Origin of the sequence: Domibacillus sp. DTU_2020_1001157_1_SI_ALB_TIR_016 (assembly GCF_032341995.1) — a bacterium.
GTDB lineage: Bacteria > Bacillota > Bacilli > Bacillales > Domibacillaceae > Domibacillus > Domibacillus indicus_A.
In genome coordinates this window covers 18,152-34,102 of the sequence record NZ_CP135438.1, presented here as the reverse complement: position 1 = coordinate 34,102, position 15,951 = coordinate 18,152, and the positions used below count along the sequence as shown (strand labels likewise).

Sequence of the window (15,951 nt, the reverse complement as noted above, 5' to 3'; positions counted from 1 at the left end):
GATATGTATTTTTAAAGATTATGACATACATTCCATTATTGTGTGCTGTGCAATGCATTTTCTTCGGCTATTAAAAGTGCTTCATTCGTCAAGAAGTCTCAAGAAAAGGTTACCGGCAAGCTGCAATATTCGTTAATATTCCTCTGTTTTTACAAAAACTTTCAAAATATGGCTTTTTATGTGATGATTCGCCAAGAAGACTTCATAAAACCCGTACAAAATAAAACAAAAACCTTATATTGTTTCCGCTTCCTTATCAGATTATAATGACAGAAAGTAGATAATTTTTTGATAACAGGGAGCGTATTTAATAATAAATTGGAGAAGAGAAATGGAGACTAACTTTATTACCAATCTAGCAGGAATGCATAAGAATCATGCCTTTCTTCAATCGATGTTCGAAGAGTTAAAACTATCCATTTGGTATATGAGCGTAGAGGATGCTTCTTTTTGGATTTCCAGTGAGGCTGCCCGCCTTTATGGATACTCACAAAAAGGTCTAGAAAACAACCTTTTGCTGTGGCAGGAATTTGTGTTTTCAGAAGATCGCCCTATCGTTGAACGTCACAGGCAACAATTGTTATCTAGCAGTCCATCTACGGTCGAATACAGAATTATCCAGTCTGACGGAACGGTGAGATGGGTGCAGGAAACAGCAAATAGTTTAAAAGATGAGCATGGAAAAGTAGTGTTATATACAGGTATTGTTCTCGATATTACGAAGCAAAAAAAGGCAGACCTTCAGTTGGCCGAATGGGAAGAGCAGTATCGTCAATTTATTGAGCTGTCTTCCAGTTCAATTTTTTTATGCCAAGCAGAAACCGTTGTATATGCAAATAACACAGCTTTGCAGGCAGTGGAAGTTTCTCATGCAAAAGAGCTGGTAGGAAGACCGCTCGAAGCCATCTTTTTGCCGCAAGAAGCAGGAGTTTTGAGAGATCAGCTGGATAAAGTCGTAAAGGGCGAGCAGCCTCCTGCCCGTAACATAAAAGTGAGAATGCATAACGGAAAAACGATGTATGTTGAGCTAAGAGCAGTCCCTGCTTTATTTGATGGAAAATTAACGGTGATGGTGGTCGGAAAAGAGGAGCCGGAAGGCGATCAGTTGCCTAAATTCTCAGCTAAAGCAAGCAGCCCGCTGCAATCTATGGAAAAGGGGCTGCCAGAAACATCCGATATATTCTATTATGAGGAAAAAGATTCACCGGTCTGCCGAAACCGTGAACTGTTGCAAAGTGGGATAAAAAGCCCAGCGATAGTAAATGCTGAGAAGTCCATTAAATATGAGGATTTTTATGATTATTTAACGGGTCTTCCGAACCGAAGCGGACTGCATGTACGCCTTTGTGATGAAATTTTGAGAGCGTCTGCACTAAGCAAAAGCTTTGCAGTTCTTCTTTTAAATCTTGACCGGTTCAAGGTGGTTAATGACACATTGGATCATACAGCAGGAGATCTTCTTTTAAAAGAAGTCACCATTCGCTTAAAATCTTCCATTTACGATAATGATATGATATTCCGCCAGAGCGGTGATGAATTTCTTATTGTGCTGCGAGATGCGGACCGGGCGGTTGCTTCCAATGTGGCAAAGCGTATTTTGGATGCTCTTTCAGCCCCCTTTACCATTCAAAATCATCGTATTCTTACATCGGCCAGCATCGGCATCAGCTTATTCAAGGAAGATGGAGAAACGGCTGAAGACTTAATTAAGCATGCTGACTCGGCGATGTGTCAAGCAAAAAAAGCAGGGAAAAATACCTACAAGTTTTACTTTTCAAAGGACGGCGGCTTTAAATTAAATCCATTAAAAATGGAAATAGACCTTTATAAAGCGATTGAGCGTGATGAATTGTCCCTGCATTATCAGCCAAAGGTAAACTTGAAAACGGGAAATATTGTAGGGTTTGAAGCGCTTCTTCGCTGGAAACATCCGGATTGGGGGTTGCTGCCGCCCGCTTCCTTCATTCCTTTCGCTGAGGAAACCGGATTAATTATTCCAATTGGAAAATGGGCTTTATATCATGCATGCAAACAAAATAAACAATGGCACCAAAAAGGTTATTTAACGGTGATAGCCGTTAATTTATCCGTCAGGCAGCTGATACAGCCGGATTTCGCTGCTACTGTGGCAGGCGTTTTGCAGGAAACCGAGCTTGAGCCCCGTTACTTAGAGCTTGAAATTATTGGAAGTATCTCGGAAGACGCTGACCGAATTCTGTCAGCATTAAAGCAGCTTAAAAATTTAGGCGTGCAGATCAGTATGGATGACTTCGGGACAGAATTCAGCTCACTTCATTATTTAAAGCAGTTTCCGGTTGATACGTTAAAGATTGACCAGTCGTTTATTAGAGAACTTCGTCATAACCCGGATGAAGAAGCCATCGTAAAAAATATTATTTTAATGGCCCACAATTTAAAATTAAATGTAATCGCTGAGGGGATTGAGACAGAGGAGCAGCTGCTGTTTTTACAGCAGCACTTATGCGATGAAGGCCAGGGATATTTCTTCAGCCCGCCTTTGCCAGCTGATGAAATAGAAAATACCTTTTCAAAAGTCCAGCAGCTGATGAAAAAGCACGGGCTTCCTGAAGATGTAAATGAACGCATGTGGGTCCGGGAGTTATTAGACAGAGCAAAGCAGGAAATGCAGGAGACCATTCGTCTTCAGCAAGGAATGACCTTTAAATTTAAAAAAATTCATGACCAGTTTATTCATACATTATGTGATGGAGAACTGCTGTACCGGATGGGGTTGACGCCTTCTCAAGTAGTTGGAAAGGTATTGTATGATTTTATGCCTCCAAAGGCTGCGGCAGACAAAGAAAAATCATACCGACGGGCCTGGGAGGAAGAAGAGGTTGTTACGTATGAAAGCATGATCAATGGGATTGATTACCTTAGCGTTTTATGCCCCGTCAAGAAAGGCGGAAAAGTCGTAGAGGTCATTGGTTCAGCGGTCGATATCACTGACCGAAAACAAGTTGAAGAAGCGCTGCAGGAAAGCGAAGAAAAATACCGGCTGATCGCCGATAACATGACCGATCTGATTTGTCTGTTAGACAGCAGCGGGCACGTTGTATACACTTCTCCTTCACATACAACGGTTCTAGGTTACCCTCAGGAAGAACTAGGCGGCGACAAAACCATCGCAAAAATACATCCTGAAGACGTTGAGTTTTTTCAGCAGGAGGTAAAGCAGATTATTGAAACGAACCATTCTTCGCAGGTAGAATTTCGTTTTTTACACGCTGATGGGCGCTGGCTGTTAATAGAATGTGTCGGCACGCCTGTTCTAGGAGAAAACGGAGCCGTCGAACACGTCGTTATGGTAGGAAGAGATATCACCGAAAAAAGAAAAGCAGAAGAATTGCTGTTAAAGTCAGAAAAATTAACGGTAGTAGGCGAGCTGGCTGCTGGTGTTGCTCACGAAATAAGAAATCCCCTTACGTCGATTAAAGGGTTTGTTCAACTGCTGCAGCAGGGCATGATCAAAGAAGAATTTTTCAAAGTGATTATGGAAGAGTTTGACCGGGTGGAGTGTATTATCAAGGAATTTCTTACACTTGCGAAGCCGCAGGAAATTCAATTGCGAAAGATCAATATTAACAAGGTACTAGAAGATGTGGAGACGCTGCTGCGATCTGAGGCCTATTTGCAAAACGTGCAGATTCTGCATGAAACAAAGCAGTTTATTCCTTCATTTATGTGTGATCCAAACCAGATTAAACAAGTATTTATTAACTTACTTAAAAACAGTATTGAGGCGATGCCTGACGGCGGGGTGGTACACATCCGGTCTTCTATAGAAGGACCGAATGTATTGATCACCATCGTAGATAATGGAATGGGGATTAAAGAAGACCGCATTCAAAAATTAGGAGAGCCTTTTTACAGCAATAAAGAAAAAGGAACCGGATTAGGCTTAATGCTGTGCTTCCGGATTATCCGCCAGCATAAAGGCACAATCGTCTTTAAAAGCAAAGAAAATGAAGGCACCACTGTAGAGGTAAGACTTCCGCTTTTTGATCGAGCTTCAAGTTAAAAAAGAGTGAGGGTATCAGATAAACGAGGGTGGAGAACATAACGCTTAAGGCCGGGCTTCGGCAGTGGCCGGTTTAATCTTATGTCAGGTTTGTCTATAGAATGGAAGGAGTACAAAAACCCTGATGATCAAAAGGGCAGGAGAGATGGAACCATGAAAATTGGAGATATACTCGCGATGACAAGAAAGGAGCCGCTCGAAGAAATCGCAAAGCAGCATTTAACGATTGGCAAGACTGCGGCAAGACAAGCGCTCAAGAATGCCGGATGTTACTGCAAAAGAGGAACACGGGGCTGGCACCACGACAATTTGCCTCAAGTGGCAGAGCGGTCAATTTATGAGTTTATAGAAACGCGAAAAGCAAAATCAAAACCGATGTTGGATAATCAAACAGCAATCAAAGCATTGATGGCCAGGGCTGACGCCCAGATCAAAGCGGAAGCCGCGGTGACAGACAAAGAAGAATATTACCAGCTTGATGCCATTGACCGTATTTTGTTTCGTGAGCAGCTGGAAAGAGACTCCAAAACGTACAAGGGCTTTAATTGGGATCCGGATATCATCGAATTCATCAACACGGTCGAGGAGAAAGACCAGAGTGAACTGATGAATGAAATCGTTCGCAGTGTATTGGTCAAAAAAGGATTTTTGTAAACGGATTCTAGTAAGAGGGGCAAAACCACTCTTTTTATATGTCTGGGCTGTTTGAAACAGTCGGGCTTTTGGGGGCTGGCTGGCCCAAAAGTAAGATAGGGGAATTTCCCCCTCAAGATGGGGAGATTCCCCGATACGAAAAACACTTCCTGATTCTTATTATAAGAGTCAGGAAGTGTTTTTTATTTGTAAGGAGGAACGAAAATGGCACAAACAGCAGCAGTAACCCATAAAGAAAAGCGTTCATTGAATCGTGCATTTGCTTCTCATTTTGCGAAATCCGTGTTTTTGACCGTAAGTGGACTTTTTATTTTATCTCTTATTGCCACAAGGATGTTTACCCATGTAGATCTGAATTTGTATGGCTATATGGTCGGCACGCTTGTTTTTATCGGCGGCTTCTTTTACCGGTTTATTTCTTGGGGAGAACGGCCGCCTACGAAAATTTTTATTAAAAAGGGACTTAAGCTTTTGTTTCGCAGGGAAACTGCGACAACATCGGTGGATCACCTGGCTGTATACCGTTTTATCTGGAATCGCGGCTTTTATCGGTGGACGCAGCACTTGTTAATCGGGTGGGGCTGCATTCTTTCCTGCTTCGTTACATTTCCGCTTGTCTTTGGATGGATGTATTTCACGATGGAGGAAAACGGCTACTATACGATCGTAGCGCTTGGTATGAATGTCATGACCATTAAAGCAGACGGCATCATTGGCTTCTTGTCGTATAACGCTCTGAACTTCACTGCTTTGATGGTCATTACCGGTGTATGTATGGCACTTTACCGCCGCTTGAAAAACATGCAGGCACGGGCAGAACAAAAATTCATCTATGATTTTCTGCCGCTTTACCTGCTTTTGTTTGTTTCCGTTACCGGCCTGCTGCTGACGTTTATTAACATCTTTTTAGACGGCAAAGGCCATTATGCAATGTCGCTTATTCATCAGTATTCAGTCATTATTACACTCATTTACCTTCCATTTGGGAAGTTAGCACATATTCCGTTCCGTCCGCTCAGTGTATTTGCAAAAAATTACCGGAAGCACTACGGCGAACAGTCGATGAAGAAATGTAAAGTGTGCGGAGATTCATTTGTTTCAACTGAGCAGTCAAACGATGTACGTGAAGTGCTCGGGGCCAATCATATTGATTTTCAAATGGACGACGGTTTTCACCTGGCTGAACTTTGTCTGCCATGCCGCCGCAAATATCGGATTTCCCGATTCTCAGGAATTGCCACACATGAAATAAAAGCAAGGGAGACCAATCAAAATGCAAAGGGATAAATTTTTCAAAGAAGTTGAAAACTTGACCCATCCAAATGAAAAGCTGATTAAAACGCATTGCAGTTATTGCGGTATGCAGTGCGGCATGAACCTGCGGGTCAATACGGTCACGAATAAAATCATCGGAGTAGAACCCCGTTACGACTGGCCGGTAACAGTTGGGAAAATGTGTCCGAAAGGGGTAACCGCCTATCAGCAGACAAATCATAAAGACCGGCTGTTAAAGCCGCTGATCCGGGACGATGCGTCCCTAAAAGGAACAAAAGAAGGGTTTCGTGAAGCAAGCTGGGAAGAAGCATACGACTTGATTGCCGAGAAATTCAATGCGCTGCAAACGAAGTACGGCAAAGACAGCTTAGGAGTTTTCAGCGGCGTGTCTATGACGAACGAGAAATGTTACTTAACGGGGAAATTTGCCCGCGTAGCTCTTGGCACTCGCTACATTGATTATAATGGGCGGTTCTGTATGTCCAGTGCGGCAGGCGGATTCCTTTGTTCATTCGGAGTGGACCGGGGCTCCACACTGCCATGGACTGATATCCATGAAACAGACTGCTTATTTATCGCTGGAAGCAATACAGCGGAGTGCCATCCAACGTCTATGTTCCGGGTTTGGTCTGTGCAGGAGCGGGGAGGCTACTTGATTGTGGCTGATCCGCGTGAAACGCCTTTGGCACGAAGAGCAGACGTTCATTTAGATTTAAAACCGGGGACGGATCTCGCACTCGCAAACGGGATTTTACATCTATTGATTCAAAACCATTATACGGACGAAGCGTTCATCAGCAATCACACGAACGGCTTCCAAGAGACGAAAGAACTTGTGAAAGAATTCACACCTGAATACACAAGCCAGTTAACAGGAGTTGCACCCGAAAAAATTATCCGGGCAGCAGAGATTTATGGAAAAGCTCCCAATGCCATTGTCTTGTTTGCCCGCGGTATCGAACAGCAGCACAAAGGGGTCGATAACGTATCTGCTTATGTGAATATGGCACTCGTTACGGGAAAAATTGGCCGTCCAAAAGCCGGCGTTGCGACCTTCACCGGTCAGGGGAACGGACAGGGAGGACGAGAGCACGGCCAAAAAGCGGATCTGCTGCCGGGCTACCGAAAGATTACAAATCCAAAGCATGTCGAGGAAGTATGCGAAATATGGGGCATCACACCGGAGGAAATGCCGGAACCTGGTGTATCTGCCTATGAAATGTTCGAATTAATGGACCAAAAAACCATTCGCGGACTGTACCTGCTTTGTTCTAATCCTGCCGTATCTGCGCCGAATTTAAACTTTGTAAGACAGGCAATGAAAGATCTTGATTTTATGGTATGTGCCGATTTTTATTTGTCCGAGTCAGCCGAGTTTGCGGATGTGATTCTGCCAAGTGTCACATGGTCGGAAGATGAAGGAACCGTGACAAACCTGGAAGGCCGGATCATTAAAATCAATAAAGCACAGGAACCCATTGGAGAGTCTAAGCCAGACTGGCAGATGCAGGTAGAGCTGGCTGAGCGCCTGGGCAAGGGAAAATACTTTTCACATTTAAAAACGGCCAAAGACGTCGCGGATGAATTCAGGCTGGCATCAAAAGGCGGATATGCCGACTATTACGGGGCTACATGGGACAAAATCGACAAGCAGGACGGTGTATTCTGGCCGTGCAGAGATGAGAAAGATCCAGGAACACCCCATATGTTTTTAGACAAAAAGTTTTACCACCCGGATGAAAGAGCTAAAATCTGTGCGCTGCCATACCGTCCGCCGGCAGAAGAGCCTTGCGAACAGTATCCACTCCGGCTGACGACAGGCCGGGTTGTTTACCACTACTTATCTGGCAATCAAACAAGAAGAATTCAGTTCCTGCATGATATGTGCCCAGATCCATATGTAGAGGTTCATCCGGAAACGGCTGCTCAGTACGGCATTGAAAATGAAGAAAACATTCGCTTATTCACCCGGCGTGGTGAAAGTGTGTATCGTGTAAAGATCACCGAAGCCATCCGAAAAGACACGGTGTTTGTTCCTTACCATTTTGGGCATGAGCAGTCTATTAACCTGCTTACCATTGCGGCGCTCGATCCAATATCCAGAATGCCGGAATTCAAAGCGTGTGCCGCACAAATAGAAAAACTAGCACAAAAGAAGGTGCAGTAAATGAAAAAGAGATTATATCTAGAACTTGAAAACTGTATCGGCTGCCGTTCCTGCCTTGCCGCTTGTACCCAGTGCGGCGGGCATGAAGAACGGAACCGTAATTACGTATACGATGTGAATCCGCTTGTAAACCGGCAGACGATGCCTTTAATGTGCCTTCACTGCGTCAATCCGGCTTGTGCAAGAAGCTGCCCGGCACAAGCTATTCAAATTCACGAAACAGGCGCTGTTTTGTCCGCGCTGGTGGAAAAGTGCATTGGCTGCCAGAACTGCACCATCGCCTGCCCGTATGGGATTCCAAAGTTTGATACGGAGCAGAATTTAATGTACAAATGCGATTTATGTATCGACCGGACAAAAGACGGCATCCCGCCTATGTGTGCAAGTGTCTGCCCATCTAATACGCTTCAGTGGCTGACAGAAGAAGAGATTGAAAGAAAGAAAAAACAGCATGAAACAGGAAACGGAAAATGGGTAACAAGCATGCCGTACTTAGAAGGAGATACGAATGTGAAAATCAGTCTTCCAGGTATTCTGCAAGGTGTAACCAAGCTGTTTTAGAAGGAGCGAGCATGATGGAGAAAAACAGTAAAATTCCATTTAAAGAAGATAACTATACGCATAATATTGAACGAAACGGCGAGCGGACACTGGATCGGCGCGGATTTATGAAAACACTTGTAGGAGCAGCGGGCTTGTTTGCGGTTTCTTCACTTCCCTGGGGGGCGGTTGCCGCCAAGGAACTGATGGGACTTGGTGATAAAGAGTATCCGAGAAAGAAAATTGCCGATGTGTCCAGTGTCGCCATTGGGGATTCCGTTGATTTCACTTTTCCCGGGGAGCATGACAGCGCACTTTTGATCCGGATTAGTGAAAACAAATATGTTGCGTATCAAAATGCATGCACACACTTACGCTGCCCTGTTTTTTGGGTGAAAGAAAAAAGTGAAATGATCTGTCCGTGTCATCACGGAAAATTCGATGTTCAAACAGGAGCACCAACGGCCGGCCCGCCAAGACGGCCGCTGCCGGAAATTAAAGTGAAAGTGGAAAACGGCACCATTTATGCGGTTGGGGTAAAGCGCTATGAAGCGTAACTATGTACGGGTCGCGCTTCTTTGTTTGATTTTGCTGGCGAACATTGTTTTTACACAGCTTATGGTTCACCAATACTTTTTTCAACATTATGTAAATGCCCTTGTTTACTGCGGAATCAATCTTGTGTTATTTCCAGCAGCGATATTTATTTATAAGGGAGACCAAAAGAGCAGAAAGGGCGAGCAGGCATGAACAACGAAACGTACGTGGACTTTTGTTTTATTCGGAATGAGCAAGGCCGGTTTAAAGAAGATATTAATGCGCTTCTTCATGACTTGTTCAGCACAAAGCGCTTACATTGGTATTTAGAAGAAAAGAAAATAGATACGGCGGAAATGGTGATTGCAGAGATTAAAGGGATGAGTGACTGGACCTCTGAAGGGGACTTGCTGCATTATCTGGAAGAGAAAGCGGATGAACGGTTCTGGACATACGTGCAGGGCTGCCAGTTATATATCTATCCGTTTCAAAAAGGGTGTGCTTCCTGTGGAACTCATTAAAACAGAAGAGCTGCGTCCGTATATCGCGGTCCCTGTTCAGGTAGGCGTACAAGACGCCTCCGGCGAAAGAGCGCCCCTGGTAAGCAGAGTGATTCAAAAAGCAGCCATATGTCCGGACGGCACGCATATCCGGCTTTACTTCGACCGGCGCTTTTTCTTGGCAGTGCCGAGAAAAAGCTGTGTAACGAAAAACGAACAGGAATGGATGGCTTTCGATCAAGAAACGGAGCTTTCCTATATTGTCAGAAAGGAAGAAGCATAACATGATGAAGAAAATACAACTGCCGCTGCAGACATTGAACTTAACCGCTGGTTTTATGATTTGGGTCATTCTTTCCTCGCTTATGCCTTTTATTAAAGAAGACATTGCCATTCCGCCAGAGCAGCTGGCTTGGATTACAGCCATTCCGGTTGTGCTTGGTTCTATTTTACGCATCCCGCTTGGGTACTACGCCAATGTATTTGGTGCACGGAAAATGTTTATGGCAAGCTTTGTGCTGTTAATGTTCCCAGTTTACTACATTAGCGCTGCAAACAGTTCAGTAGATTTGATGGTCGGCGGCTTGTTTTTAGGGGTCAGCGGTGCGATCTTTTCAGTAGGGGTTACGTCTCTTCCTAAATATTATCCGAAGGAACGCCATGGCTTTGTAAACGGTATTTATGGAGCTGGAAATCTGGGAACGGCTATTACTGCTTTTGGAGCGCCTGTTGTGGCTTCGGCAATCGGCTGGTCCGCCACTGTACAGCTTTATTTAATTTTACTTGGCATTTTCCTGATTGTGAATTTTTTCCTTGGCGATAAAGCTGAAACAAAAGTGCGGACGCCGCTGCTGGAGCAAATAAAAGGCGTGTATAAAAACGAAAAAATGTGGATGCTCAGCTTGTTTTACTTTATTACATTCGGTTCATTTGTGGCGTTTACCGTTTATCTGCCAAACTTTCTCGTAACGAATTTTGAACTCGATAAAGTGGATGCGGGAATGAGAACGGCCGGCTTTATTATCGCTGCTACGCTCATGAGACCTGTAGGAGGCTGGCTGGCAGACCGGTTTCACTCCCTTATTTTACTGATGTTTGTATTCACAGGTGTTGCAGCCGCTTCTGTTCTGCTTGCTTTTGCGCCGTCTATCGCCTGGTACACAGTGGGCTGCTTAACGATCGCTTTTTGCGCGGGAGCAGGAAATGGCGTGATTTTTAAACTGGTTCCGATGTTTTTTCATAAGCAGGCCGGTGTTGTCAACGGCATCGTTTCTGCAATGGGCGGACTGGGCGGATTTTTCCCGCCGCTTATGTTAATGGTATTATTTAAATTAACAGGGCATTACGCGATTGGCTTTATGGCACTGTCCCAATTGGCTCTTGTCAGCCTCGTTCTTGTAATTTGGATGTTTTATCAGGAAAAGCTCAGCATTGCCAGCCAGATTATTCATCATACTGCTGAAGGCATGATTTTAACGGATACAAGCGGGAAAATTATGGCGGTAAACCCTGCCTTCACAGCTCTAACAGGCTATGAGCCGGAAGAAGCGATCGGAAAAAATCCAAACTTCTTAAAGTCCGGCATTCAAACAAAAGAATTTTATCAGGACATGTGGAAGACGATTGGACAAAAAGGTGTCTGGCAGGGGGAAGTCTGGAACCGCCGAAAAGACGGCCAGAACTACCTGGAGTGGCTGACCATCAGCGCCATTAAAAATGAAGCGGGAGAAACGAAACAATACGTCGGCTTGATCAGCGATGTAACAGCCCATAAATCAAAGAGTTAAAGGAGCAGAAAAGATGAGCATCCAGCCAATGGATCACCAGATAAGTTCTTATATTATTATGTCGCAGGAAGAAGAGCTTAAACGCATTGCGCTGGACCTTCATGAAGGAGTCGGCCAGACGCTTTATAGTGTTTACACAGGATTAAATGTAGTGGAATCCGCTGCCGATGGGCCTGAAGTGAAGCATTATCTGCAGGATATGGTGCAGCTGCTCGAGAAAACGATTAAAGAAGTAAGAATGCTGGCGGTGGAGCTGCATCCACCTACTCTTCATACGGTCGGCCTTTTATCCGCCATTAACAGCTATACAAAGTTATATACGGATACTTATGGTATTATGGTAGAAATTGAAACGATTGGCGAGCCAGGAAAAATAGAGGAAAAAGGAACAGTTGCCCTGTTTCGCGTATTCCAGGAATCTTTAGCGAACATTGCCAAGTATGCAGATACCTCAAAAGCAAAAGTGACTATTATTTGGGGAGAGGGCACTGTAACGATGGGAATTTCCGATCGGGGCAGAGGATTCGAAGCCGAGCAGGGAATGGAAAAAGCTTCAGGGCTGGCCGCTATGAAAGGCAGGATGGCATTAGTTGGAGGGACATTCCATTTAGAATCTATTAAAGGAGAAGGCACAATTATTGAAGTTTCTCTTCCTTCTCTTTAAAAAAAGCCTCCTTTGGTGGAGGCTTTTCGTGTTTCTTGTGCGGCTTAAAGGCGTAATGAGAAAGTAATTATATTGTTGGGGGATGGCACCATGATTAAAATACTGCTGGTTGACGATCATTCCGTTGTACGGATGGGACTGCGGATGCTGCTAAATAATCAGGAAGATATGAATGTGGTAGGAGAAGCGTCAGAAGGAAATGAAGGAATCCAAAAAGCGCTGGAGCTTAAGCCGAACGTGGTGATCATGGATTTGAGCATGCCGCATGGCAAAGACGGTATGTCGGCTACATCGGAATTAAAACGGCTTCTGCCGGAAGCAAACATCTTAATTTTAACGATGCATGATGATGAAGAATACTTGTTTCAGGCCATTGAATCAGGCGCATCCGGCTGTTTGTTAAAAAGTGCACCGCATGATGAATTGCTGTCGGCGGTACGGTCTGTTGCGGCCGGAAATGCCTACCTTCATCCATCGGCAACGAGAAGGCTCATGGAAGAATATGTAGGAAGCGTTAAGCAAAATGGGGGAACGGGAAGCAGCTTCAGCTTATTGTCCGATCGAGAGAGGGAAGTGCTTACCCTTATCGCAAAAGGATTTTCAAACAAAGAGATTGCCGAAAAGCTGGTGATCAGTGTGAAAACAGTAGAAACCCATAAAGGGAATTTAACAGAGAAATTACAAATGAAAACAAAGCCAGAGCTTGTCGCGTACGCATTGAAAAAAGGCCTGCTTGGGTACGGAAATCGGGGCATTGACGGATGAATCATCAACAGCCGGAACCAGTAGAAAAGTTGTTTGCATCCTTGAAAGAAGCCGTTTCAAGCGACTTTGTGGCTTATGCGCTTCAGCGCCGTGCAGGCACCGATATTACCTGGCTTTATGCGCTGGGCAACCGTAATGATAAATATAAGCGTATTACAGTCCGGTATGGAAAAGGAATTGCAGGAAAAGTGGTATCTACGGGCAGCCCGATTTCAGTTGATGCCTTTCCACACGGGATTCATGGAAAAGCACTTGATTATCCGATTATGCTCGCTGAGCAGCTCGTTTCTGCTTATGCAGTGCCGCTGTTTCATACAAGCTGCCCGAAAGGCGTTCTGCTTATTGGACGCAGGAAGGTCCGCCCGTTTACAGAAGACGAAAAAGGGACAGTCAATGTGTTTGCGAAAGAGGTTGAACGCTTGATTATGTAAGACACCTGGAGGGATACGATGAAAAAATACAGCAGGCCAAATCAAGAAAACAAGGTTCTGTTTAATAGTCTGAATACCTTGTCTCAAGAGCCGAATAGTCACGATTCTGAAGGAACACCACAGCTTTTACAGGAACTGAGCGACATTAAATTTGCTCTTGATGCCTCTTCCATCGTAGCTATTACCGACCACCGTGGTATTATCCATTACGTCAATAATCAGTTTTGCCACATTTCAAAGTATACAAGAGAAGAGCTGATTGGATGCGACCACCGGGTGGTCAATTCAGGCTTTCATTCAAAAGAGTTTTTCAAGGATATGTGGAGAACGATTTCTACGGGAAAGGTGTGGAAAGGAGAAATTCGAAACAGGGCCAAGGACGGCTCTTTGTACTGGGTAGACACGACAATCGTGCCGTTTTTAAACCAGGATGGTAAGCCCTATCAATATTTGGCCATTCGCTACGAAATTACCGACCGAAAAAAAGTGGAAGAAGAGCTACAGGAAATGACACAGCGGTTAATTGAAGTGCAGGAAGAAGAACGCCGAAGCTTGTCTCGAAACCTGCATGATGGGGTGGGCCAGAACCTTTACAGCCATTTGATTACCATCAGCCGTTTAAGTGCAGAGGTCGATCATCCTTTGATCGAGAAAATGCAGGAAGAAACCAGGCAGTTAATTGAGGAAATCAGGGAGATTTCCTGGGAGCTGCGTCCATCCGTGCTCGATGATCTAGGGCTGATTCCAGCCATTCGCTCGTATCTTTCCCGATACTCCGATCATCATCAAATCGATGTTCTATTTGATTGCATGTTAAACCGCCGGCTCACTGTTCACCAGGAAACAGTTGTCTACCGTATTATTCAAGAAGCACTGACTAATATTCAAAAATATGCTCAAACGAGTAAAGCAGATGTGGCCATTCGGGAGATGGAGGGTGTAGTCCGGCTGATGATTGAAGATCGGGGAAAAGGGTTCCAGATGAGCGCGACATCCCGGGGTGTAGGCTTATTTAGCATGGAAGAGAGAGCGCGTGCCATAGGCGGAACGCTTGAAATTCGCTCGGCGCCGGACAAAGGAACGACCATTATTGTTGAACTGCCATTTAATGAAAGCGAAAAGTAGCCAACTAAAAAACCTTGCATAAAGGGCGTACATACAGCCCATTGTGCAAGGTTTTTATTGATCTATTATTATCTATTCTTATTGTTTTTTGCTCGTTAAAGCTCTGCTGCCAAGACAATATCTCCAAGCGGCTGCGCGCTGTCCGGTGTCGGTTCAAGCGTGATGGCGATCATTTTCCAGTCGCCATTTTTTGCTTCAGGCATAGCATGGGAAACAGCGCCGCTTCCATTTTCATTAGGACGGAACGTGCCGGCCCTCACTTTATTGCCACTTTCATCAATCAGCCAGACCTGATACGCTTCTGTTCCCGAAAGGCTCTTCAGTTGTTCTGCCTGAAGAACAACTGAATCAGCTTGATTCTCACTGATCATAGTCGCTTTAGCAGATCCATTAAATCCTTCTGTTGCGGCAAGCTGAACATCCCGTATCACACTGGCTGTTCTTGGCTCGGCGACTTCTTCCCGGTCACTTAACAAGAAATAAGCGTTGGCGCTGGCGGATAAAAGGAGAGAAGCGGCAAGAAGAGGCTGAAGCCATGGCCAAGGCTTTCGCGACGGCTGTGTTTTTGTTACAGGAGCCGGCTCTATTTTTTCGGGAGTGACTGTTTTTTCAGGAGTCTTCGTTTCTGCAAAAACAGCAGCTAACACCCGGTCTTTCATTCCTTCATTTGGCTCTACAGGCTCTGCTAGATACGGCAGATCTTCTGTCAGCATTTGGAGCTCCCCAAGCTCTTCCTGGCAGTCCGGGCAGGCGGCAAGATGCTCTTCAAATGCGGTTTGTTCGGCTTCAGGTAGTGTTCGGTTAAAGTAATCGAGTAACTTATCACATTGATGTTGTTCCTTCGTCACGATTTTTCTCCTCCTTTCTCTGTATGCAAATGTTTCTTTAAATGCTTTAAGGCAAGTCGTATCCGCCCTTTAACGGTTCCGAGCGGAATATTCCGTTCATCCGCAATTGTCCGCTGGGAAAGGCCTTTAAAATAAAAAAGCTCGATGATTTCCTGCTGGTCTTCAGCGAGATGAGTGATCGCTGTTCGCAAAGCTTTTCCTTCTTCCTTCCATTGTACGGTATCTTCAACGGCCGGCTCGCGGCTTTGAAGCTGGTGATGGTCTGAAAGCCCTTCGCTTTGCTCGCTTTTTTTACGCATATGATCAATGCTTGCATTTCTTGTAATAGTCAGCAGCCAGGAAGAAAACTTTCCTTTTGACTGGTCGTAAAGGTCTGGCTTTGTCCACACTTTTATAAAAACTTCCTGAACGATTTCCTCCGACAGATCCCGCCTGCCGGTCATTCGGAAAGCAAATGAAAACAACAGCTTTTCATACCGCTCATAAAGCAGTTCCAGCGCGCGCTTGTCTGATTGCTGAAGCCGCTGGTACAACTCATAATCCTGCTCGCCCATAAGTCCCTCCTGTTCGGTCGAATGTACTAAGCTAACGTTTTACCGGTACATTCGGATCAGTT

The 15,951-nt window shown here is 44.9% G+C and carries 16 protein-coding genes; 14 read left to right on the top strand and 2 right to left on the bottom strand.

The window, feature by feature from the left end:
* The first annotated feature begins 331 nt into the window (after positions 1 to 331).
* From RRU94_RS00160 to RRU94_RS00095, 14 genes are all read left to right on the top strand, one after another.
* The gene (locus RRU94_RS00160; RefSeq protein ID WP_315691268.1) at positions 332 to 4,042 is read left to right on the top strand and encodes an EAL domain-containing protein; all 3,711 of its coding nucleotides are present in this window, start codon (positions 332 to 334) and stop codon (positions 4,040 to 4,042) included.
* 153 nt (positions 4,043 to 4,195) lie between these two features.
* Complete coding sequence (locus tag RRU94_RS00155; protein ID WP_315691267.1) at positions 4,196 to 4,696, top strand: hypothetical protein; 501 nt, start codon at positions 4,196 to 4,198, stop codon at positions 4,694 to 4,696.
* Positions 4,697 to 4,900: 204 nt separating this feature from the next.
* Positions 4,901 to 5,983 (top strand): hypothetical protein, encoded by a 1,083-nt coding sequence (locus tag RRU94_RS00150; RefSeq protein WP_315691266.1) that lies wholly within the window; start codon positions 4,901 to 4,903, stop codon positions 5,981 to 5,983.
* The gene (locus RRU94_RS00145) at positions 5,970 to 8,138 is read left to right on the top strand and encodes a molybdopterin oxidoreductase family protein (RefSeq protein ID WP_315691265.1); all 2,169 of its coding nucleotides are present in this window, start codon (positions 5,970 to 5,972) and stop codon (positions 8,136 to 8,138) included. The genes RRU94_RS00150 and RRU94_RS00145 overlap by 14 nt, the downstream gene beginning before the upstream one ends.
* Positions 8,139 to 8,699, top strand: a complete 561-nt coding sequence (locus RRU94_RS00140) for a 4Fe-4S dicluster domain-containing protein (RefSeq protein ID WP_315691264.1) — start codon at positions 8,139 to 8,141, stop codon at positions 8,697 to 8,699.
* Positions 8,700 to 8,710: 11 nt separating this feature from the next.
* A complete protein-coding gene (locus RRU94_RS00135) occupies positions 8,711 to 9,235 on the top strand; it encodes a Rieske 2Fe-2S domain-containing protein (protein WP_315691263.1) in 525 nt (174 codons plus the stop codon).
* Entirely contained in the window at positions 9,225 to 9,428 is a 204-nt protein-coding gene (locus tag RRU94_RS00130) for a hypothetical protein (RefSeq protein WP_315691262.1), read from the top strand. The genes RRU94_RS00135 and RRU94_RS00130 overlap by 11 nt, the downstream gene beginning before the upstream one ends.
* Positions 9,425 to 9,736: a hypothetical protein gene (locus RRU94_RS00125; protein WP_315691261.1), complete on the top strand. Its 312-nt coding sequence runs from the start codon at positions 9,425 to 9,427 to the stop codon at positions 9,734 to 9,736. The genes RRU94_RS00130 and RRU94_RS00125 overlap by 4 nt, the downstream gene beginning before the upstream one ends.
* Positions 9,723 to 9,998, top strand: coding sequence for a hypothetical protein (locus RRU94_RS00120; RefSeq protein WP_315691260.1), 276 nt, complete (start codon positions 9,723 to 9,725; stop codon positions 9,996 to 9,998). Before RRU94_RS00125 ends, RRU94_RS00120 begins: the two co-directional genes overlap by 14 nt.
* Position 9,999: 1 nt before the next feature.
* Complete coding sequence (locus tag RRU94_RS00115; protein WP_315691259.1) at positions 10,000 to 11,502, top strand: nitrate/nitrite transporter; 1,503 nt, start codon at positions 10,000 to 10,002, stop codon at positions 11,500 to 11,502.
* A gap of 13 nt (positions 11,503 to 11,515) precedes the next feature.
* Positions 11,516 to 12,166 (top strand): sensor histidine kinase, encoded by a 651-nt coding sequence (locus RRU94_RS00110; protein WP_315691258.1) that lies wholly within the window; start codon positions 11,516 to 11,518, stop codon positions 12,164 to 12,166.
* 90 nt (positions 12,167 to 12,256) lie between these two features.
* Entirely contained in the window at positions 12,257 to 12,931 is a 675-nt protein-coding gene (locus RRU94_RS00105; RefSeq protein WP_315691257.1) for a response regulator, read from the top strand.
* The gene (locus RRU94_RS00100; RefSeq protein WP_315691256.1) at positions 12,928 to 13,362 is read left to right on the top strand and encodes a GAF domain-containing protein; all 435 of its coding nucleotides are present in this window, start codon (positions 12,928 to 12,930) and stop codon (positions 13,360 to 13,362) included. Before RRU94_RS00105 ends, RRU94_RS00100 begins: the two co-directional genes overlap by 4 nt.
* Positions 13,363 to 13,380: 18 nt before the next feature.
* Entirely contained in the window at positions 13,381 to 14,487 is a 1,107-nt protein-coding gene (locus RRU94_RS00095) for a PAS domain-containing sensor histidine kinase (RefSeq protein ID WP_315691255.1), read from the top strand.
* Between the two features lie 95 nt (positions 14,488 to 14,582).
* On the opposite strand, the gene RRU94_RS00090 is transcribed toward RRU94_RS00095, so the two are convergent.
* Positions 14,583 to 15,335, bottom strand: a complete 753-nt coding sequence (locus RRU94_RS00090; protein ID WP_315691254.1) for an anti-sigma factor — start codon at positions 15,333 to 15,335, stop codon at positions 14,583 to 14,585.
* Positions 15,332 to 15,889 carry an RNA polymerase sigma factor gene (locus RRU94_RS00085; protein ID WP_315691253.1) on the bottom strand — a complete coding sequence of 186 codons (558 nt, stop codon included), beginning with the start codon at positions 15,887 to 15,889 and terminating at the stop codon, positions 15,332 to 15,334. The genes RRU94_RS00090 and RRU94_RS00085 overlap by 4 nt, the downstream gene beginning before the upstream one ends.
* Positions 15,890 to 15,951 lie beyond the last annotated feature (62 nt).

Excerpts from the sequence above, each read along its gene's own strand:
- RRU94_RS00095 (WP_315691255.1), top strand. The coding sequence starts at position 13,381 with ATGAAAAAATACAGCAGGCCAAATCAAGAAAACAAGGTTCTGTTTAAT.
- RRU94_RS00105 (WP_315691257.1), top strand. The coding sequence starts at position 12,257 with ATGATTAAAATACTGCTGGTTGACGATCATTCCGTTGTACGGATGGGA.
- RRU94_RS00150 (WP_315691266.1), top strand. The coding sequence starts at position 4,901 with ATGGCACAAACAGCAGCAGTAACCCATAAAGAAAAGCGTTCATTGAAT.
- RRU94_RS00125 (WP_315691261.1), top strand. The coding sequence starts at position 9,425 with ATGAACAACGAAACGTACGTGGACTTTTGTTTTATTCGGAATGAGCAA.
- RRU94_RS00155 (WP_315691267.1), top strand. The coding sequence starts at position 4,196 with ATGAAAATTGGAGATATACTCGCGATGACAAGAAAGGAGCCGCTCGAA.
- RRU94_RS00145 (WP_315691265.1), top strand. The coding sequence starts at position 5,970 with ATGCAAAGGGATAAATTTTTCAAAGAAGTTGAAAACTTGACCCATCCA.
- RRU94_RS00085 (WP_315691253.1), bottom strand. The coding sequence starts at position 15,889 with ATGGGCGAGCAGGATTATGAGTTGTACCAGCGGCTTCAGCAATCAGAC.
- RRU94_RS00160 (WP_315691268.1), top strand. The coding sequence starts at position 332 with ATGGAGACTAACTTTATTACCAATCTAGCAGGAATGCATAAGAATCAT.
- RRU94_RS00130 (WP_315691262.1), top strand. The coding sequence starts at position 9,225 with ATGAAGCGTAACTATGTACGGGTCGCGCTTCTTTGTTTGATTTTGCTG.
- RRU94_RS00135 (WP_315691263.1), top strand. The coding sequence starts at position 8,711 with ATGATGGAGAAAAACAGTAAAATTCCATTTAAAGAAGATAACTATACG.
- RRU94_RS00100 (WP_315691256.1), top strand. The coding sequence starts at position 12,928 with ATGAATCATCAACAGCCGGAACCAGTAGAAAAGTTGTTTGCATCCTTG.
- RRU94_RS00140 (WP_315691264.1), top strand. The coding sequence starts at position 8,139 with ATGAAAAAGAGATTATATCTAGAACTTGAAAACTGTATCGGCTGCCGT.
- RRU94_RS00115 (WP_315691259.1), top strand. The coding sequence starts at position 10,000 with ATGATGAAGAAAATACAACTGCCGCTGCAGACATTGAACTTAACCGCT.
- RRU94_RS00110 (WP_315691258.1), top strand. The coding sequence starts at position 11,516 with ATGAGCATCCAGCCAATGGATCACCAGATAAGTTCTTATATTATTATG.